This is a genomic window from Nocardia sp. NPDC055050, assembly GCF_053608345.1.
Map to the genome: position 1 here is coordinate 52,435 of NZ_JBSGVG010000003.1, position 24,625 is coordinate 77,059.

The window sequence follows — 24,625 nt, forward strand, 5'->3', positions numbered from 1 at the left end:
GCCTGCGGGGCCCGAAACCCGTGGCGTAGGCCAGGGCTGGATCGTTTGCATGCTTGTCGTTCCCGCCGAGCCGGTAGTGTCGGACACCGTGCCAGGGGTGGTTGTCGACTCAGCTCGATCTCCTTCTACGACCGATGATCCACGCCCGCCCTTCGCGCGGTTCGCTGTTGCGGTGGTGGGAGTGGTCTTCGGCATCGTCGCGGCGCTATCGGCGACGCGGTACGGCTACTACTACGACGAGCTGTATTTCATCGCCGCGGGCAAGCACCCCTCGTTCGGCTATGCCGACCAAGGTCCACTGGTGCCGCTGCTCGCGCGCTCGATGGACTGGCTGTGTCCCGGATCGTTCATCGCATTGCGCATTCCGGCAGTGGCGGCGTCGCTCGCCGTAGTGGTGTTGAGCGCGGTCATCGCCCGCGAACTGGGCGGTGCTCGCGGAGCCCAGTCACTGACAGCGATCGCCTGCGCGACATCGGCGTTCGTACTCGGTCAGGCGCAGACTTTGTCGACGAACGCCATCGATACCTTGCTGTGGGCGGTGCTCACCTGGCTGCTGGTGCGCTGGGTCCGGACCCGCGACGATGCGTTGCTGTGGGCGGCTGGGTTCGCGACAGCCGTTGCCGTGCAGGTCAAATGGTTGATCCCGATTTTCTGGATCGCGGTGGTCGTCGCCGTGGCCTGGCTGGGGCCCAGAGCGTTGTTGCGGCGACCGGCGCTGTGGTGGAGCGCGAGCATTGTGGTGCTGGCGGCAGCGCCGGGGCTGATCTGGCAGGCCATGAACGGTTGGCCGCATCTGGGCATGGGGGCGGTGGTTCGCGGCCAGACCGGCGGTTTCGCCGGCTCGCTGTGGTTCGTCCCGCGCACCTTGCCATGGTGGGGTCCGCTCGCCGCGGTGCTCGTGGTGTGCGGTGTGTGGCAGTTGTGCCGATCGCCGCTCCTGCGCCGCTACCGGTTCCTCGGTGTGGCGTTTCTACTGGCGGTGGCGATCATCGCGATCAGCGGCGGTCGCAGCGGCTACGGTGCGGGCATCTACCCGGTGGTGATCGCGGCCGGGGCCGTGGGATCGGCCGCGATACCCAGACGCTGGCTCACCATCGTCGCGGTGCAGGCGGCAGCGCTGTCGATGGTTGCGGCCGTCGTGTACGTGACGCCGTGGCGTGCCGCCTCGGACTACGCCCCTGCCCCCGATCTCGCTGCCGCACTGGGACCTTCGGCATACAGCGAACTCGGATGGCCCGAGCTGGTGGCGGCTACTGCGAACGCCTACCGCGCATTACCGCCGCACCGGCAGCGCACGGCCGTGGTCGTGACGCAATGGTATGTGCAAGCGTCAGCGCTCGATCACGCTCGTTCCACTGCGGGTCTACCGCCGGTCTTCAGTCCGAACCGCGGCTTCGGCTACTTCGGTGTCCCGCCGGATACCGCTGACACGGTCGTCTACGTCGGCGGTACCGAGGCGGATCTGCGTCGCTGGTTCAGCTCCGTCGTCCCAGCGGGCCGAACCGACTACCCGCTCGGAATTCCCGGCATCACCACCGATGCCACGATCTGGGAATGCGTGGGTCCGATTCAGCCGTGGTCGTCGATGTGGTCGACGATGCGCGGCCTCTGACACCAGGAAGTGAGTATCGCGTGGGCAACGAACCTGAAATCCGCACGGGCGCCGGTGTTGTGCGCGGCCGGTGGGAAGGCGCTGTCGCGGTCTTTCGGGGGATCAGCTATGCAGCGCCGCCGGTCGGCGCACGACGGTTCGCGGCGCCTGGGCCTGCACAGCGGTGGCAGGGCGTTCGCGACGCGCTGATGTTCGGCCCTCCGGTTCCCCAGGCCCGCAATGGCGGTTCGGTGATGTCGTCGGCGTCCGGCTCGACCGATGACGGATCCGAGGACTGTCTGACCCTGAATGTCTGGTCACCCGACCTCGGGGCCGCGAAACTGCCGGTGATGGTGTGGATCCAGGGCGGCACCTACCTCGAGAACGACACCGCCGACCCGCATTGCGACGGTGCGCTGCTCGCAGCGGCCGGCGTGGTGGTGGTCAGCATGAACTATCGAGTCGGCGTCGACGGTTTCGCCCGCATTGCTGGAGCTCCGGACAATCGCGGCATCCTCGACCAGATCGCTGCTCTGCGCTGGGTCCAGGACAACATCGCCGCATTCGGTGGCGACCCCGCCAACGTCACCGTTTTCGGGCAGTCCGCGGGCGGTGCGTCCATCGGTGCGCTGCTGGTGATGCCGATGGCGGCCGGACTGTTTCGCCGAGCGATCAGCCAGAGCATGCCCGGCACCTATTTCACTCCGAGCCTCGCCGCCGCGATCTCGACCACGATCGCCGCACAGCTCGGCGTCCAGGCCACCGTCGAAGACCTCGCCCTGCTGCCGCCACGCGCACTCACCGACGCCACCACCGCGGTGATCGCCGCGATGCCCGAGTTCGTCGATGCCTGGGGCCCGATGGCGCTCACGCCCACCCCGTTCTCCCCTGTTGTCGACGGTGAGATATTGCCGTGCGCGCCATGGCGTGCGATCGCGGGCGGTGCCGCACGCGACGTCGACCTGCTCGTCAGCCACACCCGTGACGAGTTCCGGCTCTACACATCTCGCCCGGGGAGCGAACCGGCACCGGAGGCCATGACCGCAGCTTTTCGCCACCTCGCACCAGGCACGGATGGTGACAGGCGCTACCGCGCGGCCTATCCGGAGGCGACATCTGGCCAGCTGTTCGAAATCCTCAACTCCGACTGGCTGTTCCGGATGCCGAGCCTGCATCTGGCCGATGCTGCGTACTCGGGCGGCGGGCGCGTGTGGCTGTGCGAACTGGCGTGGAGCTTCAACTCGCAACAGGGCGCCGCGCACTGCCTGGACTTCCTGCTCGTCCTCGGCACCCTCGGTCCCGACGAGGTCCGCGCCCACCGCTTCGCCCATCCGAACGCCGCGAACGAAATCACCGATGTCGCCCACCGCATGCGTACCGACTGGGTGAATTTCGCTACCTCGGGAACCCCCGGCTGGGCGCCCTACGATCCACAGGCGCGAACCACGCGCGTCTACCACGCCGAACCCATCACCCAGCCCTACCCCGAAGAAGGCTCCCGCCGCATCTGGTCAGCCCACCAGTTCGACACTCTGGACCTCCCGAGCTGAATCACCCAGCCGGTCTCGTCCGGCATGCGCCGGCCGCACCTTTCGAAGAAGCTACGTCAGAGGTCGGTGGGCGGTGACACGGTCGGGCTCGATACATCGACGAGGAAACGGTTGGGATCGGTTACCAGCAAACGTCTTTGGCCGTAGAACAGATCCCGGGGCTCCTCGACGATGGGAATGCCGAGGTCCTTGGCACGGGCGTAGACAGTTTCCACATCGTCGACGACGATGGTGAGGTAGGAGCCGCCGAACCCGCCACGAACATGGTCGGGCACCAGCTCGTGATCGCGCGCCATGATGCCGATGGTTGTCGCCGAGCCCGAGTCGACGAGTTGTACGAACCAATCGCTGTCGTAGGCGACTTGGAAACCCAATAGGTCGACGTAGAAGTCACGCGTCGTAGCGAGTTGGTCGCTAAGGATGTTCACAAAGCTCCGTGCAATGGTCACATCGGTGAGACTAGCAAGCGGGCGCGAATTCCCGGCGGTTCGATCCGGATCGCCCATTAGATTGAAAGAGTGTTCACCTCCAGTGGAATTCCGGTCGGGTCCGGGCACAGATTGATCTCACCCAGTGTCGATATGTACGGAGAATGGCGCGACGCGCATGTCGAATGGGGGCCCGGTGTCCACGAGGACGGTTTCGGTTTGTTGCCGAGTGACGATGTCGACTCGGCGAGTGGATTCGAGCTCTGGGTCGCGCGGCTCATCACCACGTCAGGGGACGGGCGTTGCTCGTATCGCTGGATAGTCGAGGGTGATCGTGTACTCGGCGGGATCGCATTGCGGCACGGGGACGGTGAACTTGAGCGGGCGGTCGGGCATATCGGGTACGGGATCCGGCCGTCCGCGCGCCGTCGAGGGCTGGCCACGTGGGCATTGGGAGAGATCATCGCTGAGGCGCGAGTGGCTGGGATGGACCGAGTACTGATTGTTTGCGCGGCCGAGAATATCGGGTCGGTGAAGACGATCGAGCGCTGTGGTGGCGTCCTCGAGAGCATCCAGGACACCGAACTCGGTCCGGCACGGCGGTATCGGATCACGGTCGGGGAGTCGCGCACGTAGGCCACTGACGGGAGGGGCGAGCGAAGGGTCGGCCTGCTGGGCGAATGGCCGCAGCGATGGTCATGATCTGGCCGTGGAATTAGTAAGCACGGTGCTCGCGCGCCAACTGTGAAGAGCTCAAACACCCTTCAGGTCAAGCCCGAAATCGGCCGAGCTGTTATCGGCGTTCGATCGTGGCGAGCCAGGCGGAGGTCGAGTCGGCGAAGCGTGTTCGGAGATGCTCGGGGGCGATGGCGGCGATGTGCCAGGCGGGGTTGTCATCGAAGGGTGCGGTGAGGGCTTGCCTGGTGACGGGGTGCGGACCGGTGTCAGGACCGGTATCGCTGAAGCACAATACGTACAGGGTGCCACCGGAGTCGGTGACCGAGGCCAGGCTTGCCGCGTACTCGGTGCGTTCGGACTCGTCGAAGGTGTGGAACAGGCCGCAGTCGAGGACTGTTTCGAAGCGGCGATACAGGCGCTGGAGATGTAGGGCGTCTGCCATAGCGAAGGCCACCTCGATCCCGCGATCGTCGGCTGCCTGCCTGGCAGTGGCCAACGCCGTTTCGGCCACGTCCACACCCAGCACGGGCAACCCGCGGGCGGCGATGAACAGGGCGTTGTCGCCGGTGCCACACCCGACATCGAGGACCGGTCCGCAGAACCCGCCTGATTCGGCCAGCCGCACGACAGCGGGCTGCGGGGTACCGATGTCCCACGGTGCGGGGCCGTCGAGATAGGACGCGTTCCACGGCTGACCGGCCTGGCGTTCGTGGCTGGTCGGTGGGCGGGGGTCGGGCGGGGAACTCGGCGGCATCAGCGGATGAACAGGTTGGAGCGGTCGGCGAGGTCGAGAACCGGCTGGGGGAACAGACCGAGCAACACGGTGGCGCCCGCGCTGAACGCCACGACCAAGGTGGTGGCGAACGGGGCGGTCACGATGGGCGCGTCGGCCGGAGGGTCGGTGAAGAACATCAGCACGATGACCCGGACGTAGAAGAAGGCCGCGATGGCGCTGCAGAGGACACCGACGATCACCAAGGCGGTATAGCCCGCACCGGAGGCAGCGGCGAAGACCGCGAACTTGCTGACGAATCCGCTGGTGAGCGGGAGACCGGCGAAAGACAGCAGCAACAGGGCGAATGCCGAAGCGAGCCACGGGGATCGGCGACCGAGGCCCGCCCACTGCGACAGCGCGGTCGCTTCGTCACCGGAGGCGTCACGCACCAGACTGACCACCGCGAACGCGCCGACGGTGCCGAGGCCGTAGGCCAGCAGGTAGAACAGCACGGCGGCCACACCGGCGCTGTCGGCGGCGACGACACCGACGAGCAGAAAACCGGCGTGCGCGATCGAGGAGTAGGCCAGCATGCGCTTCACATCGGTCTGGGTGATCGCCATGATCGCACCGACGACCATCGTCGCCACCGCGACCGCGGCGAGCACCGGGCGCCAATCCGAGCCCAGCGCACCGACTCCCACCATCAGCACCCGCATGGTCGCCCCGACGGCCGCGATCTTGGTGGCGGCGGCCATGAACGCGGTGATCGGGGTCGGGGCGCCCTGATAGACATCGGGCACCCAGGCCTGGAACGGCACTGCACCGATCTTGAACAGCAGCCCGACGGCGAGCATGCCGAGACCGAGCAGGGCCAGAGTCGCGTTCTCGGGCTGCTTGTCCAGTGCCGCACCGATTCCCGGCAGCGACACCGTGCCGGTCTGCCCGTAGAGCAGCGCGACACCGTAGAGGAAGAACGCCGAGGAGAACGCACCGAGCAGGAAGTACTTCATCGCCGCCTCTTGCGAGAGCAACCGCCTGCGGCGGGCGAGCCCACACAGCAGATACAGCGGCAGCGACAGCACTTCGAGCGCGACGAACATCGTCAGCAGATCGTTCGACGCGGGAAACAGCAGCAGACCACCGACCGCGATCATCGTCAGCGGGAACACCTCGGTGGTCGAAACCCCCGAGCGCACCGCCGCGAGCTCGTGCGCGCTGCCGGGCACCGCGGAGGCCTGCGGTGTGAACGCGTCGACCCCTCGATCCAACGCGGCCGCCGCCCGACTCCACGTGCCCGGCCCGCTGCGCGCCCGCGGGACCGCCCCACGCTCGGCGATCAGCAGCAGGCCCAGCAGTGAGACCAGCAGGATCGTGCCCTGCAGGAACAGCGTGACCCCGTCGATCGCGACCGCGCCCATCACCGCGGTGCCCTCGGATCCCGCGAGCAGCACCACGGCCACCAGAGCGCCGACCACACCGGCCGACCCGAGCACCAACTGTGTCGGATATCGGTAGGGCCGCGGCACGAACGCTTCGACGAGTACACCCACCACGCCGACCCCGAACACGATCAGCATCGGGGCGAGCAGGTGGTATTCGATGCTCGGTGCGGGCGCGATGGCCGCGAGCTCGGTGATGGTCACGGAGTCCGTCCTCATTTGTGGCCGCCTGCGGGCGGGGTGGCCGCACCTGCTTCGGGAGCGGGGACCGTCGGAGCGGGATCGTGCTTACCGATCGTCGAGAGAGTGTGTCCCACCGCGGGATCCACCAGATCCAGGATCGGTTTCGGATAGAACCCGAGCACCAGCAGCGCGATCAGCAGCGGCACCACCACGGCCAGCTCGCGCGGCACCAGATCACGCAGGTGTTCGTTGCCCTTCTTCAGCGGGCCGGTCATCAACCGCTGATACAGCCACAGCACATAGATCGCGGCCAGGACCAGTGCACCGGTCGCGATCACCGCTGCCACCTGGTACTTCGGGAAAGTGCCGATCAGGACCAGGAATTCGCTGACGAACGGCGCGAGCCCTGGCAGCGAGAGCGTGGCCAGGCCCGCGATGAAGAACGTGCCCGCCAGCACCGGCGCGACCTTCTGCACGCCGCCGTACTCGGCGATCATCCTGGTGCCACGCCGGGAGACGAGGAACCCGGCGATGAGAAACAGTGCGGCCGTGGACAGTCCGTGGTTGACCATGTACAGCGTCGCCCCGGATTGGGACTGGCTGGTCATGGCGAAGATGCCGAGGATGATGAACCCGAAGTGCGAGATCGAGGTGTAGGCGATCAGGCGCATCACATCGGTTTGGCCGATGGCGAGCAGCGCGCCGTAGAGGATGCCGATGACGGCCAGGGTGATCACCAAGGGCGCGAAGGTGTCCGATGCCAGGGGGAACAACAGCAGGCAGTAGCGCAGCATGCCGAAGGTGCCGACCTTGTCGACCACCGCCATCATCAGCACCGCGCTGGACGGGGTGGCCGAGACCGCCGCGTCGGGCAGCCACGTGTGCAGTGGCCACAGCGGCGCCTTCACGGCGAAGGCGAACATGAACCCGAGGAACAGGGCGTTGAGAACCGCTGTGCTGCCCCCGAGTTCACCGTTGTTGGCCGCGGCGACCACGACGCGCAGGTCGAAGGTCCCCGCCGACCCCTCGCCGAGGCCCGCCTGGGCGGTCAGCACGTACAACCCGATGACCGCGGCGAGCATGATCAGCCCACCGAAGAGGTTGTAGAGCAAGAACTTCACCGCCGCGCGCGAACGTTGGGCGCGGACCGCGGCGTCGGTGGTGCGGGTGCCGAAGCCGCCGATGAGGAAGTACATCGGGATCAGCATCGCTTCGAAGAACACGTAGAACAGCAGGATGTCGAGGGCGAGGAAGGAGATCAGCACCATCGACTCGACCAGCAGCATCAACGCCATGTAGAGGTGGATGGTCTTGGGTCCGTCGCCGGTGGGGGTGTCGTCGTTCCAGCCTGCCAGGATCAGCAGCGGCACCAGCACCGCTGTCAGCAGGACCAGGGCGGTGGCGATACCGTCGAGGCCGAGTGTGTAGCCCACACCGAATGTCGGGATCCATTCGTGGGATTCGACGAATTGGTACTGGGCACCGCCGGGCTTGAATCGCGCCGCGAGGACAACGGCCAGTGCGAGCACACCGATCGACACCGCGAACGCCACGCCACGCGCCACCGTGCGGCGGGCGGCGGGCAGGACGAGCACCACACCCGCCCCGATCGCGGGGGCGAGCCAGAGCGTCGTCAGCCAGGGAAACGAGTTCACCAGAACCTCACCGCCAGCAGGGCGGCGGCCACCAGGGCCGCGCCGGTGAACATGGACAGGGCGTAGGAGCGCACGAAACCCGTCTGCACCTTGCGGATTCGCGCCGACAGTCCGCCGATCGAGGCAGCGGTTCCGTTGACGATCCCGTCGACGCCCTTCGCGTCGAGGAACACCAGCGCCCTCGTGAGGTGGCGGCCGGGGCGTTCGAACACGGCTTCGTTGATCTTGTCGCCGTAGAGATCGGCACGGGCGGCCCCGGTCAGCACGCTGACCGGCTCGGGCGCGACCTCGGGGATCGGGCTCTCGGCGTACTTGCGGTAGGCCACGGCGACACCGATGGCGACCGCGGTCAATGCCAGACCGGTGACCACCGCCGCGGGGATCACCGGCTCCGCGTGATGAGAACCGACGACGGGTTCGAGCCAGTTCACCAGCGACGAGCCCCAGACGAACAGACCACCGGCGAAGACCGATCCGAACGCGAGCAGGATCATCGGCCCGGTCATCACCGCCGGTGACTCGTGCGGGTGGGTGTCGGGCTTCCAGCGGCGCTCACCGAAGAAGGTCATCAGCATGACGCGGGTCATGTAGAACGCGGTGAGCGCGGCGCCGACGAGAGTGACCGCGCCGAGCAGGATTCCGGTGGATCCGCCGTGGTCGAAGGCTGCCTCGATGATCTTGTCCTTGGAGAAGAACCCGGACAACGGTGGCACTCCGATGATGGCGAGATAGCCCAGGCCGAAGGTGATGAACGTGATCGGCATCAGCGTGCGCAGGCCGCCGTAGCGGCGCATATCTGTTTCGTCGTTCATCGCGTGCATCACCGAGCCGGCGCCGAGGAACAGCCCTGCCTTGAAGAAGCCGTGGGTGAGCAGGTGCATGATCGCGAACGCGTACCCGGCCGGGCCGAGGCCGACGGCCAGGATCATGTACCCGATCTGGCTCATCGTCGAGGCGGCGAGGGCCTTCTTGATGTCGTCCTTGGCGCAGCCGATGACGGCGCCGAACAGCAACGTCACCGCGCCGACGGCGAGCACCGCCGTGCGCGCGTTCGGCGCGAGGTCGTAGATCGGGTTGGCGCGGGCGATCAGGTACACACCGGCGGTGACCATGGTGGCGGCGTGGATGAGCGCCGAGACCGGAGTGGGGCCTTCCATCGCGTCGCCGAGCCACGACTGCAGGGGCACCTGCGCGGATTTTCCGCAGGCGGCCAGCAACAACAGCAGACCAATCGCGGTGAGGGTGCCTTCGCTCGCGCCCGGGGTCGCCGCGAACACAGTGCGGAAGTCGAAGGAACCGAATGCCGCGAACATGACCATCATGGCGATGGCAAGGCCCATGTCGCCGACCCGGTTGACCACGAACGCCTTCTTGGCTGCCGTTGCGGCCGAGGGCTTCTCGTACCAGAAGCCGATCAGCAGGTAGGACGCCAGGCCCACGCCTTCCCAGCCCAGGTAGAGCACGAGAAAGTTGTCGGCCAGGACCAGGACGAGCATCGCGGCCAGGAACAGGTTGAGATAGCCGAAGAACCGGCGCTTGCCCGGATCGTGGCTCATGTAGCCGATCGAGTAGAGGTGGATCAGCGACCCGACCCCGGTGATGAGCAGTGCGAAGCAGATCGACAACTGGTCCAGTTGCAGGCTGAACCCGACCTGTAGATCACCGACGGGCACCCAGTTGAACAGTTCCTTGTGCACGGCCCGGTCGGCGTCGGCGCGCCCGAGCATGCCGAAGAACGCGACAGCGGCGACGACGAACGAGGACAGCGCGGCCGTCGTGGCGAGGTAGGGGCCCCAGCGGTCGGTGAGGTGACCGAACAGGAGCAGAACGATCGCCCCTGCGAGCGGGAGGGCGGGCAGCAGCCACAGCGTTGCGGTACCCATGTCAGAACTTCAGCAGGTTGGCGTCGTCGACCGAGGTCGACCGGCGGGCGCGGAAGATCGTCATGATGATGGCCAGGCCGACGACGACCTCGGCGGCGGCGACCACCATGGTGAAGAACGCGATCACCTGACCGTCGAGGTTGCCGTGCATCCGGGCGAAGGTCACGAACGCCAGATTCACCGCGTTGAGCATCAGCTCCACGCACATGAACACCACGATCGCGTTGCGGCGCAACAACACTCCCGCGGCGCCGATGGTGAACAGCAGCGCAGACAGGAACAGGTAGTTCTGGGGGTTCACCGCTTGCCTTCCTCGTCGGCCGTCGGATTGTCGTCGCGGACCGTGCCGACCGAGAGCACAGCGGCTTCGGTGTGGGCGCGGTTGCGGCGGTGACGCAGGATCGTGCTCACCGAGAGTTCGGCGAAAGAGCCGTCGGGAAGCTGGGCGGGGCTGTCGACGGCGTTGTGCCGTGCGTAGACACCCGGTGTCGGCAGCGGGGTGGCCCGTTCGCCGGCAGTGCGGAAGCGATCGCGCGACATTTCCCGCTGTCCGCGTTTCGGGGTGAACTGTTCGCGGTGGGCCAGCACCATCGCACCGATCGTGGCGGTGATCAGCAGTGCGCCGGTGAGTTCGAACGCCCACACATAGCGCAGGAAGATCAACTCGGCGAGTTCGGCGATCACGTCGCGGTCGCCGAAACCACGGCCGGGGAAGCTGGTTCCGCTGTCGCGCAGGGCCGCGCCGATGCCGCCGATGAACAGCAACCCGAATCCGAGGCCGACGATCGCGGCGGCGATGCGCTGACCGCGCAACGTCTCCCGCAGCGATTCCGCGGAGTCGACGCCGACGAGCATCAGCACGAACAGGAACAGCATCATCACCGCGCCCGTGTACACCACGATCTGCACGACGCCGAGGAACAGCGCACCCTGCGCGATGTAGAACACGGCGAGCGCGATCATGGTGGCGGCCAGGCACATCGCCGAATGCACGGCCTTGGCCGCGGTCACCATGCCGAGGGCGCCGAGCACCGCGATCGGGGCGAGCACCCAGAACAGCACACCCTCACCGGTGGAGGTGCGGGCGACTTCGGCGGCCAGCACGTGTGCGGTGCTCATCGCAGTACCTCCTGCTCAGACGGTGCGGGACCGACCCGGCCGAGGTAGTAGTCGGCCGCGTCGGTGCCCGGTGCCATCGGGTGCGGCGCGGGGGTCATGCCCGGTTGCAGGGGGGCCAGCAGTTGGTCCTTCTCGTAGATGAGGTCGGCGCGGTTGTCGTCGGTGAGTTCGTATTCGTTGGTCATCGTCAGCGCGCGCGTCGGGCAGGCCTCGATGCACAGGCCGCAGCCGATGCAGCGCAGGTAGTTGATCTGGTAGACGCGGCCGTACCGCTCACCCGGGGAGAAACGTTGCTCCTCGGTGTTGTCGGCGCCTTCGACGAAGATGGCGTCGGCTGGGCACGCCCACGCGCACAGTTCGCAGCCGATGCACTTCTCGAGTCCGTCGTCGTAGCGGTTGAGCTGGTGGCGACCGTGATAGCGCGGCGCGGTCGGCACCTTCTGCTCGGGGTAGGACTCGGTATTGGGCTTCTTGAACATCGTGGCCGCGGTGACCGCGAACCCGGCGAGCGGGTCGAACAACCCGAACTCGGGCTGGTCGTTCGCGGGGCGTGCCGGCATCGGCGGCACCGGGAAACCCAGGAACACCGCCGAGGTCGAGGGCTCCTGCGGCGGCAAAGGCGGTAGCCCCTTGCTGCGGCCTGCGCGCAGGAACATCGCGATCATGGCCGCGGTGATCACCAGCCCCACGCCGACCAGGATGAAGTTCTGTCCGGGGATGCCCTCGAGATCGAGCACCCGTGCGGCGGCCACGACCATCACCCACACCAGCGAGGTCGGGATGAGCAGTTTCCAGCCGAGGTTCATGAACTGGTCGTAGCGCAGGCGGGGCAGCGTGCCGCGCAGCCAGACGAACACGAACAGGAACGTCCACACCTTGAGGGTGAACCACAGCAGCGGCCACCATCCGGAGTTGGCGCCCTCCCACAGGCTGATCGGGAACGGCGCCCGCCAGCCGCCGAGGAACAGCGTCGTCGCCAGGGCGGACACCGTGGCCATGTTCACGTATTCGGCGAGCATGAACATCGCGAACTTCAGCGACGAGTACTCGGTGTGGAAACCGCCGACCAGTTCGCCTTCGGCTTCGGGCAGGTCGAAGGGCGCCCGGTTGGTCTCGCCGACCATCGACACGCAGTAGATGAGGAACGAGGGCAGCAGCAGGAACACATACCAGGTGCCCTCCTGCGCGCTCACGATCTCGGAGGTCGCCATGGTGCCCGACAGCAGGAACACCGTGGCGAAGGTCAGTGCCATCGCGATCTCGTAGGAGATGACCTGCGCGGTCGAGCGCAGGCCGCCGAGCAGCGGATAGGTCGAACCCGAGGACCAGCCGGCGAGCACGATGCCGTACACGCCGATGGAGGTGATGGCGAGGATGTAGAGCACCGCGACGGGCATGTCGGTGAGCTGCAACGCGGTGTGGGTGCCGAAGATCGAGACCTCCGGGCCCATCGGGATCACCGCGAAGGCCATGAACGCCGGGATCACCGAGATGATCGGGGCGAGCACGAAGATCGGCTTGTCCACGATCGCCGGGATGATGTCTTCCTTGAGCGCCATCTTCACGCCGTCGGCGATCGACTGGAGCATGCCGCCGGGGCCGATCCGGTTGGGCCCGATCCGCATCTGCATCCACGCGACGACTTTGCGTTCGGCGTAGACCGCGATCAACGGCACCAGCATCAGGTAGATGAACACGCCGAGTGCCTTGACGACCACCAGCCACAGCGGATCGGTGCCGAAGACAGGTCCGGCGTCGGCCGCGAGGAGTAGGACTCGATCACTCATGACGGTGTTCCTTCATCCTGTCGTCGGCGCGACGCAGGCGCACCACGGCGCCGGGTGTCACACCGAGTTCGGCGGCGACCGTCGAACCGGGTGAGTGCAGCGGCAGCCACACCACCCGGTCGGGCAGGTCCGTGATCATCAACGGCACCGAGATCTCGCCGCGGTCGGTGGAGACGATGACGTGATCGGCATCGTCGGCTTCGATCTCGGCGGCGGTCGCGGCCGAGAGCCGTGCGACCGGCGGGCGGGCGACACCGGCGAGATTGGGTTCACCGTCTTGCATGCGGCCGGCGTCGAGCAGCATCCGCCATCCGGCGAGCACCGCCGTTCCTGGCCCGGGCACGGGTCGGGTCTGGCTGGTCAGCTCCGGAGCGGGGATGGGCTCACCGTTCCAGGCGCCGAGCCCGTCGAGTTCGGTGCGGGCGGCGGCGGGGTCGGGCAGGTTGATCGGGACGCCCATCTGCGCGGCCAGCGAGTTGAGCACCCGCAGGTCCGACAGGGGAGCGGCGACGCGGCGGGTGGTGTCGAGCGAGGCCGCGGCGAAGGGGCGCGGGCGGCCTTCCCAGGTGCGGAAGGTGCCGGACTTCTCCATCGCGGTCGCCACCGGGAACACGACGTCGGCGCGTTCGGTGACGGCGCTGTGCCGCATTTCGAGGCTGACGACGAACCGGGCCGCGTCGATCGCGGCCAGGGCGGCGGCCGGGTCGGGCAGGTCGGCCGGGTCGACGCCGCCGATGACCAGCGCACCCAGCTGGGCGGCGCCGGCCAGGATCGCGTTGGCGTCACGGCCGACGGTGACGGGGAGTTCACCGGCCTGCCACCGATGCCGAACCTGTTGACGCGCCGAAGGATCCACGACAGGCCTGCCGCCGGGCAACAGGCTGGGCAGGGCACCGGCTTCCAGCGCACCGCGTTCGCCCGCACGACGGGGCACCCACGCCAGTGCCGCGCCGGTGGCATCGGCCAGGCGGGTCACCGCCGACAGCGCGCCGGGGCTGCCCGCGAGCCGCTCGCCCGCCATGATGACCGCGCCGGGCGTGTTCAGCATCGTCACGAGTTCGGCGGCGTCGGCGGATGTTTCGGCCATGATCGAGGTGATCACGTCGGCTTCCCCGCACGGCGGGGTTTGGATGAGCGCGCCCGACATACGTTCGAGGCCGCGGGAGGCGAACGGTGCCAGCGACACCACCCGTTGCCCGCGGGTCCGTGCGGCCTTGCGCAGCCGCAGGTAGACGATGGGCGATTCCTCTTCCGGTTCGAACCCGACCAGCAGCACGACGGGGGCTCGGTCGAGCGCGGCGAAGTCGACCCGCACACCGCGTCCGGCGATGCGGGCGGCAAGGAATCGTTCTTCCTCCTCCGAATGCACCCGGCTGCGGAAATCGATGTCGTTGGTCGCGAGGACCATGCGCGCGAACTTGCTGTACGCGTACGCTTCTTCCTCGGTGACGCGGCCGCCGACGAGCACTCCGGCATTGCCGATCGCCGCGCTCAGGCCCGCTCCGGCGGCGGCGAGAGCTTCGGGCCAGGAGGCCGCGGCGAGAACGCCGTCCCAGCCGCGCACCATCGGCGTGGTGAGGCGGTCGCGCTCGGTGGCGTAGGCGAAGGCCCAGCGACCCTTGTCGCAGTTCCATTCTTCGTTGACCTGCGGGTCGTCACCGGCCAAGCGGCGCAACACTTTTCCGCGGCGGTGATCGGTGCGTTGTGCGCATCCGGAGGCGCAGTGCTCGCACACGCTCGGGGTGGAGACCAGGTCGAACGGGCGGGCCCGGAAACGGTAGGAGGTACCGGTGAGAGCGCCCACGGGACAGATCTGGACGGTGTTGCCGGAGAAGTAGGAGTCGAGGGGTTCGGCTCGAGCGATGCCGACCTGTTGCAGCGCACCACGATCCATCAGTTCGATGAACGGGTCGCCGGCGACCTGCTGGGAGAACCGGGTACAGCGTGCGCACAGCACGCACCGCTCCCGATCGAGCAGCACCGCCGTGGACAGCGGGATCGGCTTCGGATACGTCCGCTTCTCGCCGTCGAATCGGGACTCGGCGCTGCCGGTGGACATCGCCTGGTTCTGTAGCGGGCACTCGCCGCCCTTGTCGCACACCGGGCAGTCCAGCGGATGGTTGATGAGCAGCAGCTCCATCACCCCGCGCTGGGCTTTTTCGGCGACCGGAGAGCTGACCTGGGTGCGCACGATCATGCCGTCGGTGACCGGGATCGTGCAGGAGGCCACCGGCTTTCGCTGCCCTTCGACCTCGACGAGGCACTGACGGCACGCGCCGACCGGGTCGAGCAGGGGGTGATCGCAGAAGCGAGGGATCTGCACGCCGATCAGTTCGGCGGCACGGATCAGCAAGGTGCCCACGGGAACTTCGATCGTGGTGTCGTCGATGGTGACGCTCACCATGTCGGCGGGCACCACATCGCTGCTGTTGCCTGGCGCGATGGCTGTCATCGGTCCTCTTTCGCTGGTGCCCACACGGTCGAGGCGGCCGGGTCGAACGGGCAGCCGCCGAGTCGCTGATGCGCGAGGTATTCGTCGCGGAAGTACTTCAGCGAGGAGAAGATCGGGCTGGCCGCGCCGTCACCGAGCGCGCAGAACGATTTGCCGTTGATGTTGTCGGCGATGTCGGCGAGCTTGTCCAGGTCGGCTTCGGTTCCGTCGCCGGCTTCGAGTCGGCGCAGCAACTGCACCAGCCAGTAGGTGCCTTCGCGGCACGGTGTGCATTTGCCGCAGGATTCGTGGGCGTAGAACTCTGTCCAGCGCAGGACCGCGCGCACCACGCAGGTGGTGTCGTCGAAGATCTGTAAGGCCTTGGTGCCCAACATGGATCCGGCGGCGGCGACACCTTCGTAGTCGAGGGCGACGTCGAGGTGTTCGTCGGTGAACATCGGGGTCGAGGAACCGCCGGGGGTCCAGAACTTGAGGGTGTGCCCGGCTCGCACACCGCCCGCGTAATCGAGCAGCTCGCGCAAGGTGATGCCCAGTGGAGCCTCGTACTGGCCGGGCCGGGCCACATGCCCCGACAGGGAGTACAGGGTGAAGCCGGGTGACTTCTCGCTGCCCATCGAGCGGAACCACTCGGTGCCGTTGCGCAGGATCGAGGGCACGCTGGCAATGGATTCCACATTGTTCACGACCGTCGGGCACGCGTAGAGGCCCGCGACGGCGGGGAACGGTGGGCGCAGACGGGGCTGTCCGCGCCTGCCTTCGAGGGAATCGAGCAGCGCGGTTTCCTCGCCGCAGATGTAGGCGCCCGCGCCGGCGTGCACGATCAGGTCCAGGTCGAATCCCGAGCCCAGGATGTCGTGGCCGAGCAGGCCGGCCGCGTAGGCCTCGGCGACGGCGGCTTGCAGTCGGCGCAATACCGGCACCACTTCGCCACGCACGTAGATGAACGCGGTCGCGGCCCGGATCGCGTAGGCGGCGATCACGATGCCTTCGATGAGGGTGTGCGGGGTGGCCAGCATCAACGGGATGTCTTTGCAGGTGCCGGGTTCGGATTCGTCGGCGTTGACGACGAGGTAGTGCGGTTTCGTGGTGCCGTCGGGGCCGGGACCCTGCGGGATGAACGACCACTTCATCCCGGTGGGAAAGCCCGCGCCACCACGACCGCGCAGACCCGCGTCCTTGACGGTGTGGATCACCTCGTCGGGCGTCTTGCGTAAGGCGGCGCGGAGACCGTCGTAGCCACCGGTCGCGCGATAGCTTTCCAGGGTCCAGGACCGCGGGGTGGCCCAGTGTTCGCTGAGTACCGGGGTGAGAGTCATCATCGCGAACCCCCTGCCGAGTCCTCTTCTGCGGCAGCGATGTCGAGCCCTGCCAAGGTGGGGGCGCCCGGTGTTCCTTCGAGCGCGCCGGGACGCTCGTCGGGGAATCCGGCGAGGATGCGGGCGGTCTCGCGGAACGTGCACAGTGGTGCGCCACGGGTGGGGCGGACCTGGTGGCCCGCTCGGAGGGCGTCGGTGATCGCGACTGCTGATTCGGGAGTCTGGTTGTCGAAGAATTCCCAGTTCACCATCATGACCGGGGCGTAGTCGCAGGCGGCGTTGCATTCGATGTGTTCGAGGGTGATGGCCCCGTCGGGTGTGGTTTGGCCGTGCTCGACGGCCAGATGTTGTTGCAGTGCTTCGTAGATGGCGTCGCCGCCGAGGATCGCGCAGAGGGTGTTGGTGCAGACCCCGACGTGGTAGTCGCCGGTGGGAGTGCGCCGGTACATCGAGTAGAACGTGGCGACCGCGGTCACCTCGGCGCCGGTGAGGTTCAGATGATCGGCGCAGAAGTCGATGCCGGTGCCCGTCACGTACCCCTCTTCTGCCTGTACCAGGTGCAGCAGGGGGAGCAGGGCCGAGCGGGGGTGCGGGTAGCGGGTGATGATCTCTTTGGCGTCCAGTTCGAGACGTTCGCGCACATGCGGCGGATACGGTTCGGGACGAGTGCTCAGGCTCAGGAGAATCGGTGTGCTGGTGGGGTTGTCGATTGTCATCTGTCCACTCCGCCCATGACCGGGTCGATGCTGGCGACCGAGGCGATCACGTCGGCGACCATGCCGCCCTCGCACATCGCGGCCACCGCTTGCAGGTTGGTGAACGAGGGGTCGCGGTAGTGCACCCGGTAGGGCTGGGTGCTGCCGTCGCTGACCATGTGCACACCCAGTTCCCCGCGGGGGGATTCCACTGCCGAATACACCTGTCCGGCAGGCACTCTGATGCCCTCGGTGACGAGCTTGAAGTGGTGGATCAGCGATTCCATGGAGGTGCCCATGATCTTGCCGATGTGCTTGGGTGAGTTGCCCAGACCGTCGGGGCCCAGTTCCAGGTCGGCGGGCCAGGCGATCTTCTTGTCGTCGATCATCACCGGTCCCGGGCGCAGTTTGTCCAGGCACTGTTCGACGATCTTGATCGACTCGGTCATCTCGGCGATCCGGATGATGTAGCGGCCGTAGCAGTCACAGCCGGTGGTCGTCGGGATGTCGAATTCGTAGTTCTCGTACCCGCAGTACGGATCTGATTTGCGCAGATCGTGCGGCAGACCGGTGGCGCGAAGGACCGGCCCGGTGATGCCGAGGGCCATGCAGCCGGTGAGATCGAGGTAGCCGATGTCCTGGGTGCGCTTCTTCCAGATCGGGTTCGCGCTGAGCAGGTGCTCCATGTCGCGCAGGCGACCGGGCAGCAGGTCGAGCAGTTCCCTGACCTTGGTGACGCCGTCGGCGGGCAGATCCTGCGCCAAGCCGCCGGGACGGATGTAGGCATGGTTCATCCGCAAGCCGGTGATGTTCTCGAAGACGTCGAGGATGAGTTCGCGTTCACGGAAACCGAACAGCATCGGGGTGAGCGCGCCCAGTTCCATGCCGCCGGTCGCGAGGGCGACCAGATGCGAGGAGATGCGGTTGAGCTCCATCAGCAGCACGCGCACCACGGTGGCGCGTTCGGGGATCTGGTCGGTGATGTCGAGGAGTTTCTCCACGCCGAGGCAGTAGGCGGTTTCGTTGAAGAACGGGGACAGGTAGTCCATCCGGGTGACGAAGGTGACGCCCTGGGTCCAGTTGCGGAATTCCAGGTTCTTCTCGATGCCGGTGTGGAGGTAGCCGATGCCGCAGCGGGCCTCGGTGACGGTTTCACCTTCGATTTCGAGGATCAGGCGCAGCACCCCGTGCGTGGACGGATGCTGCGGGCCCATGTTCACCACGATGCGTTCTTCGGCGCCGCCGTCGATCACTTCGCTGACCTGGTCCCAGTCCTGGCCTGCGACGGTCACTACCGGTGGTTCGTCGCGGCGGAAGTCGGTGTCGGTCATCAGCTGTAGGTCCTCCGCTCGTCGGGCGGTGGTATGCGCGCGCCCTTGTACTCCACCGGGATCCCGCCGAGCGGGTAGTCCTTGCGCTGCGGATGCCCGCGCCAGTCGTCGGGCATGGTGATGCGGGTCAGGGAGGGGTGACCGTCGAAGAGGATGCCGAAGAAGTCGTAGGTTTCGCGTTCGTGCCAGTCGGTCGTCGGATAGACCGAGAACAGCGACGGAATGTGCGGATCGGCATCGGGCGCGGACACTTCCAGCCGCACACGACGTCCGTGTGTGATCGATTTCAGGTGATAGACCGCGTGCAGTTCGCGGCCGTCGTCGTCGGGGTAGTGCACGCCGTTGACACCCAGGCACAGTTCGAATCGCAGTGTGCTGTCATCGCGCAACGCGCTCGCGACCGCGACGAGGTGTTCGCGCTTCACGTGCAGGGTGAGTTCGTCGCGGAAGACCACGATCCTCTCGATCACGGTATCGAAGGCGATGACCCGGCCCACGAGTGCGGCGCGCAAGGTGCCGACGAAGGCGTCGAACCAGCTGCCGTACGGGGGAGGTGTGCCCGCGGGCAGGGCGACGGGGGTGACCAGGCCGCCGTAGCCGGAGGTGTCACCGGTGCCGCTGACGCCGAACATGCCGCGCCGGGTGCCGATCACCTCGTCCTGTGGCGGTTTGGGTTGCGCCTGCGCGGGCGATTCCTCCGGAACCGGGTGTCCCGCAGGGTTGTCGGTGTTGTCGGGGGAGTCGAATGTCATCGCAGCAGGCCCTCCATCCGGATGGTCGGCGTGCTGGCCAGTGCGGCCTGCTCGGCGGCGCGGATCGCTTCCTCGCGATTGACGCCCATCGGCATCTCGGCGATTTTCGCGTGCAGCGCCAGAATCGCGTTGAGCAGCATCTCCGGGCGGGGCGGGCAGCCGGGCAGGTAGATGTCGACCGGGACGATGTGGTCGACGCCCTGCACGATGGCGTAGTTGTTGAACATGCCGCCCGAGGACGCGCAGACCCCCATGGCCAGCACCCATTTCGGTTCGGTCATCTGGTCGTAGACCTGGCGCAGCACCGGCGCCATCTTCTGGCTCACCCGGCCCGCCACGATCATCAGGTCGGCCTGGCGTGGGGAGGCGCGGAACGCTTCCATGCCGAAGCGGGCGATGTCGAACCGTCCGGCGCCGGTGGCCATCATCTCGATCGCGCAGCACGCCAACCCGAACGTGGCGGGCCAGACGGAGCCCTTACGCAGGTAGCCGGCGAAATCCTCGACCGTGCTCAGCAGGAACCCGCTGGGCAGTTTCTCTTCGAGACCCATTATTTCCCACTCATTCCCAGCTGAGGCCGCCGCGACGCCACTCGTAGGCGTAGGCGACAGACACGTTGACGATGAACAGCGCCATCGCGGCGAGACCGAACAGCCCGAGCGTGTCGAAATGCACGGCCCACGGGTACAGGAACACGATCTCGATGTCGAAGATGATGAACAGCATCGCCGTGAGGTAGTACTTCACCGGAAAGCGCTGTCCCGCTGCGTTTCCCGGACCGCCGGCGATGGCGTGCGGGGTCGGCTCGATGCCGCATTCATAGGGTTCGAGTTTGGCCCGGTTGTAGCGTTTCGGGCCGATGAGCGCCGCCATGATGACGGAGAACACCGCGAACGCCGCGGCGATGGCGCCGAGTACGAGTGCGGGCACCTCGATGTTCACGACTGCACTTCCCCTCCTCGCTGGAGCAGGCCGAGCCGTGTGGCCCGGCCGCGGACGGCAGCTTTCGGCGAGACGGGGCCGACAACGTTGTCCGCCGAACCGGGGCTCGCGCAAGGCTGTGCAGCGATGGCGGAGCGTTATACAAGAGCCCGTGCTCGTGTGAGCTAGAGCACAGACTACCGCCGTTTCGGGGGTCCGCCGCACGTTTCCGGGGTGGGGTTTGATCGATATCGGTACCGCGATTCATGAGCGATACGGGGGTAATCAGCTCCGGGCATGCGGCAGCGAACCACTGGCGTTACCAGTGGTGATAGATAGAAAGGTGCGAAGCGGACTATCCGACAGGTCGGGACGATGCCCGGATGGTCCTGTTCAGCGGGCGAGCAGGATGCCCGCGACCGCGTTGGTGAGCTGCATGGCGTCGATCGGGTGGGAGACGGCGGCCTCGGCGCGCGACCAGTTGGCCAACCAGGCGTCATCGGGTCGGCCGGTGAGCACGACCACCGGCGGGCACTGATCGATCTCGTCTTTGAGCTGTTTGGCGATACCGAGTCCACCCGTCGGGGCGGATTCACCGTCGAGGATCGCCAGATCGATCCCACCAGCATCCATCTGCTCGATGACCACCGGCGCGGTAGCGACCTCGAAGAATTCGAGCTCCGGTAGGTCGGCGCGCGGCTTACGGCCCAGCGCGAGGATCACCTGTTGGCGGGTATCGGCATCGTTGCTGTAGACCAGCACACGCAGAGGGGTGGAACCATGGGATTCGGCCACGCTCGGATCGTACGTCCGAGGGTGGCGCCACCGTGGCAGGTTCGCCGGATCGACCAGTCGCGCAGTGGTATCGATGACAGCGGGCCCGGCGCTCACGACCGCGGAGGTAGATCGAACTCGCCGCGGATGCCGGTGAACAGGCTCTCGACGTCTGGGCCGAAGGTGATCGCGGCTTCGGTGATCGCGGAGAGTGCGCCCTGCAACGGATCGGTATGCCGCGCATGGAAAACCGTGTTGAGGGCGAAGTGGGGGCGACTGATGTTGCCGCGGTCGTACGGGTTCGGCGTCGGGCTGAGGGCCTGCGCCACTTCCCGCACGACGCTGCTCTGGAAGCTCGCCTCGTCGGGTCCGTACTGGTCTTTGTCCAGTCGCGCGAACGCGGCGTCGTTGTCGTGGAAGGGTTCGGGCAGCGGTGCGCCGGATGCGAGCGCGTCCAACGCGGGGCGCACCCAGACGCGTTCGCTGAGACCGGCGAGGTCGTAGGCGCGCTGTGCGCAGTACTCGGCCAGTCGACGCAATCGCGTGGCACTCATGGCGGCTATCGACTCGGCCAACGCACGGTCGTAGCTCGCGAGTTCGCGTCCGTGATAGGTACCGGCGAAGGCTGGTATCGGGTCGCCGCCCCATCCCTCGCGGTCTCTGGCCTGGGCCTGTGCGCGGAGCTCTCGCTGCCGGTCCGATTCGGGCTCGGGCAGATTCGGGGCAGGCTCGGTCGGCGGTGCGGCGCTGTTGGCGGGAATGCCGTAGCCGGGCATGTCCCACTGCCGGGCGGGTCGAGGAGCGGTGCCGTCGTCGGGCCAGAGCCGGATTCGCCAGTGGTCGCCGGGGGTGGTGTCGCCAGGCCAGCCGTAGTTCGCGAAACCCGTTCCGGCGATCTCGGCGAGGTAGTCGCCGGGCGGCACGGGTGCGTCGGCCCAGCCGTCGACGGGTGAACTGATGGTCAGGCCGTGCTCGCCGATGTGTAGCCGGGCTTCGCTGACCTGCTGCCACTCGCCCTCGTCGGCCGGTCGCCGATCCCACACCTGTATGTGCATCGGCATGTCGAAGTTGTTCTGGTGCGGGCTGAGCACCACCACGGTGTGTCCGTCGCCTGCCGAGGGCCTGTCCGCATGCGCGGCGTCGAGCAGCGCGAGCTCTACGTCCTCCTCACCCTCCCCTCCGTGCAGGATGAACTGGCCGTAATCGAGCGTCAGTTCCAGTCGATGCTCGGCGAGGAGATGGGAGGGTTCGGTCACGCGTGAGATCGTGGCACAGCCCACCGACAGCGATCGATGGGTGTTCGTGTGGGGGCGGAGGTTTCGGGATCAGTGACGCACTGCGTCGTCCAACTCGGCGAGGAGCCGGGCCTTGGAGCGGGCGCCGACGAGGGTGCGCAGGAGTTGGCCATCGCGGAAGAGCAGCAGCGTCGGAGCGGCCATGACCTGGTAGGTGCGGGCCGTGAGTGGGTTCTCATCGGCATTGAGCGTGCGAACGGCGAGTGTGGCCGCACGTTCGCGGGCAACGTCGGCCAGCACGGGGGCGATCATTTTGCACGAAGGGCACCACGTGGCCCAGACGTCCACGAGAACGAGGCCGGGGTGGGCGAGCACGTCGTGGTTGAAAGTCTCATCGGTCACCGCGACGGTGCCGGCGATCGCAGAACTCAGGGTCATCGGGATTCCTCTTGTTCGGTGGGGATGTCGTGTGTTCGCTCGGCCTGCTGGGTCGCCGCATCGGGGGACTGCAGAACGGAGACGGCCGTCGGCCACGGAAGCCGTCGGGTGGTGCTGTGGCGGTGTGCGGCCTCGCGGAGGCGATCGGTGAGGGCGTCTCTGCGGGCGGTGAGGGCGTCGATTTCCGCGGTCAGTGCGTCGATGGTCCGCTGGTATTCGGCCAGGGAGGCGGGACAGTCGTCGACGTGTTCGCTGCCGGTTGCCAGGCAGTCCAGAAATGGGCGAGTCTCCTCTACCGGGATGCCCAGACGGTTCAGGGATCGGATTTCGCGCACCAGGCGGACGGTGTGGTCGTCGTATTCGCGGAAGCCGTTGGGGTGCCGTTCGGGTGCGACCAGCCCGAGTGCCTCGTACCGCCTGATGGCCTTGGGGCTGAGCTGAGCCAGCCGCGCGAGCTCTCCGATCCTCATGCAGCGAATGTAAACGCTGCCCCCAGGGGCAAGGTCAAGTGAGAGTTCACATTGCCTATCGGCGGTCGGTGAGCCATTCTGAAAAGGGCAAGGGACGCACCGGATTTCGCAGGGGGTCGTGACCGAATGCCGAATGGACCGAAAACGCTGACGCGGTACACGATCGAGGAAGAGCATCGGCATCCCGGTTCGTCGGGGGAATTCTCCGCGCTGGTGAATGTGGTGGCAACGGCGGCGAAGATCATTGCCAATCAGGTGACTCGCGGGGCGATCATCGGGTCGGGGGTCGAGGACGAGACGTCGGTGAGTGGGCGGCTCGATGTGTTGACTGATGAGATCATGGTGGGGCAGACGCAGTGGTCGGGGCATCTGTCCGGGTTGTTGTCCGAGCAGCATGCGACGGTGCTGCCCGCGACGCAGCGCCGGGGGAAGTACCTGCTGGCGTACGACGCGTTGGACGGGTCGAGCAATATCGACGTGAATCTGCCTGTCGGTTCGATTTTCAGCATTCTGCGGGCGCCGGAAGCGGTTGTCGCCGGCGACGCCGAACCTGCCGACACCGACTTCCTGCAGCCAGGAGTGGAGCAGGTGTGTGCGGGGTTCACCCTGTACGGGCCCGCCACGATGTTGGTCCTCACCACGGGCAGTGGCGTCGACGGGTTCACCCTCGATCGGGAGATCGGTGCGTTCGTGCTGACTCATCCGCAGATGCGAATCCCGGAGGACACCTCGGGTTTCGCGATCAATGCCGCCAATGAGCGATTCTGGGAGCGGCCCGTGCGCCGGTATGTGCTCGAGTGCTTGGAGGGAGTCGAAGGGCCACGCGGGCGCGATTTCAATATGCGGTGGGTGGCGTCACTGGTGGCCGATACCTTCCACATCCTGACGAGGGGCGGGCTGTATCTGTACCCGCGCGATACGCGCAATCCCGCACAGCCGGGCCGAGTCTCGCTGCTGTACGGGGCGAACCCGATCGCGTTCATCGTCGAGCAGGCAGGCGGGGCGGCCACCACCGGGCACGAGCGCATGATGGAGGTTCCCCCGGCCCAGGTGCATCAGCGGGTGCCGTTTATCTTCGGTTCCCGCAACGAGGTGCTGCGCATCGAGCGGTATCACCGGGAACCGGACGCGGGCAAGCGGTTCGACAGTTCACTGTTCGGGACGCGGTCATTGTTCCGGCCCGCCAAACACGATCAGCGCATGTAGATGC

Annotated in this window: 23 protein-coding genes; 4 read left to right on the forward strand and 19 right to left on the reverse strand. The window is 67.0% G+C overall.

Translation table 11 applies throughout. The annotated features are described in order from the left end of the window. Positions 1-172: 172 nt before the first annotated feature. Complete coding sequence (locus ACWGCN_RS04805) at positions 173-1,612, forward strand: ArnT family glycosyltransferase (RefSeq protein WP_452457502.1); 1,440 nt, start codon at positions 173-175, stop codon at positions 1,610-1,612. 20 nt (positions 1,613-1,632) lie between these two features. Further along, complete coding sequence (locus ACWGCN_RS04810; protein ID WP_452457501.1) at positions 1,633-3,141, forward strand: carboxylesterase/lipase family protein; 1,509 nt, start codon at positions 1,633-1,635, stop codon at positions 3,139-3,141. A gap of 56 nt (positions 3,142-3,197) precedes the next feature. Here the strand turns inward: ACWGCN_RS04810 and ACWGCN_RS04815 are convergent, their stop codons facing one another. After that, entirely contained in the window at positions 3,198-3,647 is a 450-nt protein-coding gene (locus ACWGCN_RS04815; RefSeq protein WP_452457499.1) for a VOC family protein, read from the reverse strand. Positions 3,648-3,659: 12 nt separating this feature from the next. Here ACWGCN_RS04815 and ACWGCN_RS04820 point away from each other — a divergent pair, with 12 nt between their 5' ends. Then, positions 3,660-4,205, forward strand: coding sequence for a GNAT family N-acetyltransferase (locus tag ACWGCN_RS04820; protein ID WP_452457498.1), 546 nt, complete (start codon positions 3,660-3,662; stop codon positions 4,203-4,205). 157 nt (positions 4,206-4,362) lie between these two features. Here the strand turns inward: ACWGCN_RS04820 and ACWGCN_RS04825 are convergent, their stop codons facing one another. The 18 genes from ACWGCN_RS04825 to ACWGCN_RS04910 form a co-directional block, all read right to left on the reverse strand. Then, the gene (locus tag ACWGCN_RS04825; RefSeq protein WP_378991719.1) at positions 4,363-5,001 is read right to left on the reverse strand and encodes a class I SAM-dependent methyltransferase; all 639 of its coding nucleotides are present in this window, start codon (positions 4,999-5,001) and stop codon (positions 4,363-4,365) included. Next, positions 5,001-6,623 (reverse strand): NADH-quinone oxidoreductase subunit NuoN, encoded by a 1,623-nt coding sequence (gene nuoN / locus ACWGCN_RS04830; RefSeq protein WP_387445028.1) that lies wholly within the window; start codon positions 6,621-6,623, stop codon positions 5,001-5,003. The genes ACWGCN_RS04825 and nuoN overlap by 1 nt, the downstream gene beginning before the upstream one ends. Next, positions 6,620-8,242, reverse strand: a complete 1,623-nt coding sequence (locus tag ACWGCN_RS04835; protein WP_452457497.1) for an NADH-quinone oxidoreductase subunit M — start codon at positions 8,240-8,242, stop codon at positions 6,620-6,622. The genes nuoN and ACWGCN_RS04835 overlap by 4 nt, the downstream gene beginning before the upstream one ends. After that, entirely contained in the window at positions 8,239-10,125 is a 1,887-nt protein-coding gene (gene nuoL, locus ACWGCN_RS04840) for an NADH-quinone oxidoreductase subunit L (protein ID WP_378991723.1), read from the reverse strand. Before nuoL ends, ACWGCN_RS04835 begins: the two co-directional genes overlap by 4 nt. A 1-nt stretch (position 10,126) precedes the next feature. Further along, positions 10,127-10,426: an NADH-quinone oxidoreductase subunit NuoK gene (gene nuoK, locus ACWGCN_RS04845; protein WP_378991725.1), complete on the reverse strand. Its 300-nt coding sequence runs from the start codon at positions 10,424-10,426 to the stop codon at positions 10,127-10,129. After that, a complete protein-coding gene (locus ACWGCN_RS04850; protein ID WP_379312089.1) occupies positions 10,423-11,244 on the reverse strand; it encodes an NADH-quinone oxidoreductase subunit J in 822 nt (273 codons plus the stop codon). The genes nuoK and ACWGCN_RS04850 overlap by 4 nt, the downstream gene beginning before the upstream one ends. Next, complete coding sequence (gene nuoH, locus ACWGCN_RS04855) at positions 11,241-13,031, reverse strand: NADH-quinone oxidoreductase subunit NuoH (RefSeq protein WP_452457496.1); 1,791 nt, start codon at positions 13,029-13,031, stop codon at positions 11,241-11,243. The genes ACWGCN_RS04850 and nuoH overlap by 4 nt, the downstream gene beginning before the upstream one ends. Beyond that, positions 13,024-15,483, reverse strand: coding sequence for an NADH-quinone oxidoreductase subunit G (locus tag ACWGCN_RS04860; protein WP_452457495.1), 2,460 nt, complete (start codon positions 15,481-15,483; stop codon positions 13,024-13,026). Before ACWGCN_RS04860 ends, nuoH begins: the two co-directional genes overlap by 8 nt. Continuing rightward, entirely contained in the window at positions 15,480-16,799 is a 1,320-nt protein-coding gene (gene nuoF, locus ACWGCN_RS04865) for an NADH-quinone oxidoreductase subunit NuoF (RefSeq protein WP_378992045.1), read from the reverse strand. Before nuoF ends, ACWGCN_RS04860 begins: the two co-directional genes overlap by 4 nt. Further along, positions 16,799-17,515: an NADH-quinone oxidoreductase subunit NuoE gene (gene nuoE, locus ACWGCN_RS04870; protein WP_449962408.1), complete on the reverse strand. Its 717-nt coding sequence runs from the start codon at positions 17,513-17,515 to the stop codon at positions 16,799-16,801. Before nuoE ends, nuoF begins: the two co-directional genes overlap by 1 nt. Beyond that, entirely contained in the window at positions 17,512-18,825 is a 1,314-nt protein-coding gene (nuoD, locus tag ACWGCN_RS04875; RefSeq protein WP_378629165.1) for an NADH dehydrogenase (quinone) subunit D, read from the reverse strand. Before nuoD ends, nuoE begins: the two co-directional genes overlap by 4 nt. Next, positions 18,825-19,577 carry an NADH-quinone oxidoreductase subunit C gene (locus ACWGCN_RS04880; protein ID WP_379315361.1) on the reverse strand — a complete coding sequence of 251 codons (753 nt, stop codon included), beginning with the start codon at positions 19,575-19,577 and terminating at the stop codon, positions 18,825-18,827. Before ACWGCN_RS04880 ends, nuoD begins: the two co-directional genes overlap by 1 nt. Next, positions 19,574-20,128 (reverse strand): NuoB/complex I 20 kDa subunit family protein, encoded by a 555-nt coding sequence (locus ACWGCN_RS04885; RefSeq protein WP_019047013.1) that lies wholly within the window; start codon positions 20,126-20,128, stop codon positions 19,574-19,576. The genes ACWGCN_RS04880 and ACWGCN_RS04885 overlap by 4 nt, the downstream gene beginning before the upstream one ends. 10 nt (positions 20,129-20,138) lie before the next feature. After that, positions 20,139-20,519 (reverse strand): NADH-quinone oxidoreductase subunit A, encoded by a 381-nt coding sequence (locus ACWGCN_RS04890; RefSeq protein WP_452451073.1) that lies wholly within the window; start codon positions 20,517-20,519, stop codon positions 20,139-20,141. Positions 20,520-20,891: 372 nt separating this feature from the next. Next, a complete protein-coding gene (locus ACWGCN_RS04895) occupies positions 20,892-21,293 on the reverse strand; it encodes an Rv3143 family two-component system response regulator (protein ID WP_378991733.1) in 402 nt (133 codons plus the stop codon). A gap of 92 nt (positions 21,294-21,385) precedes the next feature. After that, positions 21,386-22,528, reverse strand: coding sequence for a hypothetical protein (locus ACWGCN_RS04900; RefSeq protein WP_452457494.1), 1,143 nt, complete (start codon positions 22,526-22,528; stop codon positions 21,386-21,388). Positions 22,529-22,597: 69 nt separating this feature from the next. Then, positions 22,598-22,945, reverse strand: coding sequence for a thioredoxin family protein (locus ACWGCN_RS04905; protein ID WP_452457493.1), 348 nt, complete (start codon positions 22,943-22,945; stop codon positions 22,598-22,600). After that, positions 22,942-23,415, reverse strand: a complete 474-nt coding sequence (locus tag ACWGCN_RS04910) for a MerR family transcriptional regulator (RefSeq protein WP_452457492.1) — start codon at positions 23,413-23,415, stop codon at positions 22,942-22,944. The genes ACWGCN_RS04905 and ACWGCN_RS04910 overlap by 4 nt, the downstream gene beginning before the upstream one ends. A gap of 126 nt (positions 23,416-23,541) precedes the next feature. On the opposite strand from ACWGCN_RS04910, the gene ACWGCN_RS04915 reads away from it, so the two are divergent. Further along, positions 23,542-24,621, forward strand: a complete 1,080-nt coding sequence (locus ACWGCN_RS04915; protein ID WP_452457491.1) for a class 1 fructose-bisphosphatase — start codon at positions 23,542-23,544, stop codon at positions 24,619-24,621. The last annotated feature ends 4 nt before the right edge of the window (positions 24,622-24,625 follow it).

Bases quoted from the DNA above. Each gene is read 5' to 3' on its own strand.
- ACWGCN_RS04880 (WP_379315361.1), bottom strand. From the start codon at position 19,577: ATGACATTCGACTCCCCCGACAACACCGACAACCCTGCGGGACACCCG.
- ACWGCN_RS04910 (WP_452457492.1), bottom strand. From the start codon at position 23,415: ATGAGGATCGGAGAGCTCGCGCGGCTGGCTCAGCTCAGCCCCAAGGCC.
- ACWGCN_RS04815 (WP_452457499.1), bottom strand. From the start codon at position 3,647: ATGGGCGATCCGGATCGAACCGCCGGGAATTCGCGCCCGCTTGCTAGT.
- nuoD (WP_378629165.1), bottom strand. From the start codon at position 18,825: ATGACCGACACCGACTTCCGCCGCGACGAACCACCGGTAGTGACCGTC.
- nuoN (WP_387445028.1), bottom strand. From the start codon at position 6,623: ATGAGGACGGACTCCGTGACCATCACCGAGCTCGCGGCCATCGCGCCC.
- ACWGCN_RS04885 (WP_019047013.1), bottom strand. From the start codon at position 20,128: ATGGGTCTCGAAGAGAAACTGCCCAGCGGGTTCCTGCTGAGCACGGTC.
- ACWGCN_RS04850 (WP_379312089.1), bottom strand. From the start codon at position 11,244: ATGAGCACCGCACACGTGCTGGCCGCCGAAGTCGCCCGCACCTCCACC.
- ACWGCN_RS04905 (WP_452457493.1), bottom strand. From the start codon at position 22,945: ATGACCCTGAGTTCTGCGATCGCCGGCACCGTCGCGGTGACCGATGAG.
- nuoL (WP_378991723.1), bottom strand. From the start codon at position 10,125: ATGGGTACCGCAACGCTGTGGCTGCTGCCCGCCCTCCCGCTCGCAGGG.
- nuoH (WP_452457496.1), bottom strand. From the start codon at position 13,031: ATGAGTGATCGAGTCCTACTCCTCGCGGCCGACGCCGGACCTGTCTTC.
- ACWGCN_RS04915 (WP_452457491.1), top strand. From the start codon at position 23,542: ATGCCGAATGGACCGAAAACGCTGACGCGGTACACGATCGAGGAAGAG.
- ACWGCN_RS04825 (WP_378991719.1), bottom strand. From the start codon at position 5,001: ATGCCGCCGAGTTCCCCGCCCGACCCCCGCCCACCGACCAGCCACGAA.
- nuoF (WP_378992045.1), bottom strand. From the start codon at position 16,799: ATGACTCTCACCCCGGTACTCAGCGAACACTGGGCCACCCCGCGGTCC.
- nuoE (WP_449962408.1), bottom strand. From the start codon at position 17,515: ATGACAATCGACAACCCCACCAGCACACCGATTCTCCTGAGCCTGAGC.
- ACWGCN_RS04860 (WP_452457495.1), bottom strand. From the start codon at position 15,483: ATGACAGCCATCGCGCCAGGCAACAGCAGCGATGTGGTGCCCGCCGAC.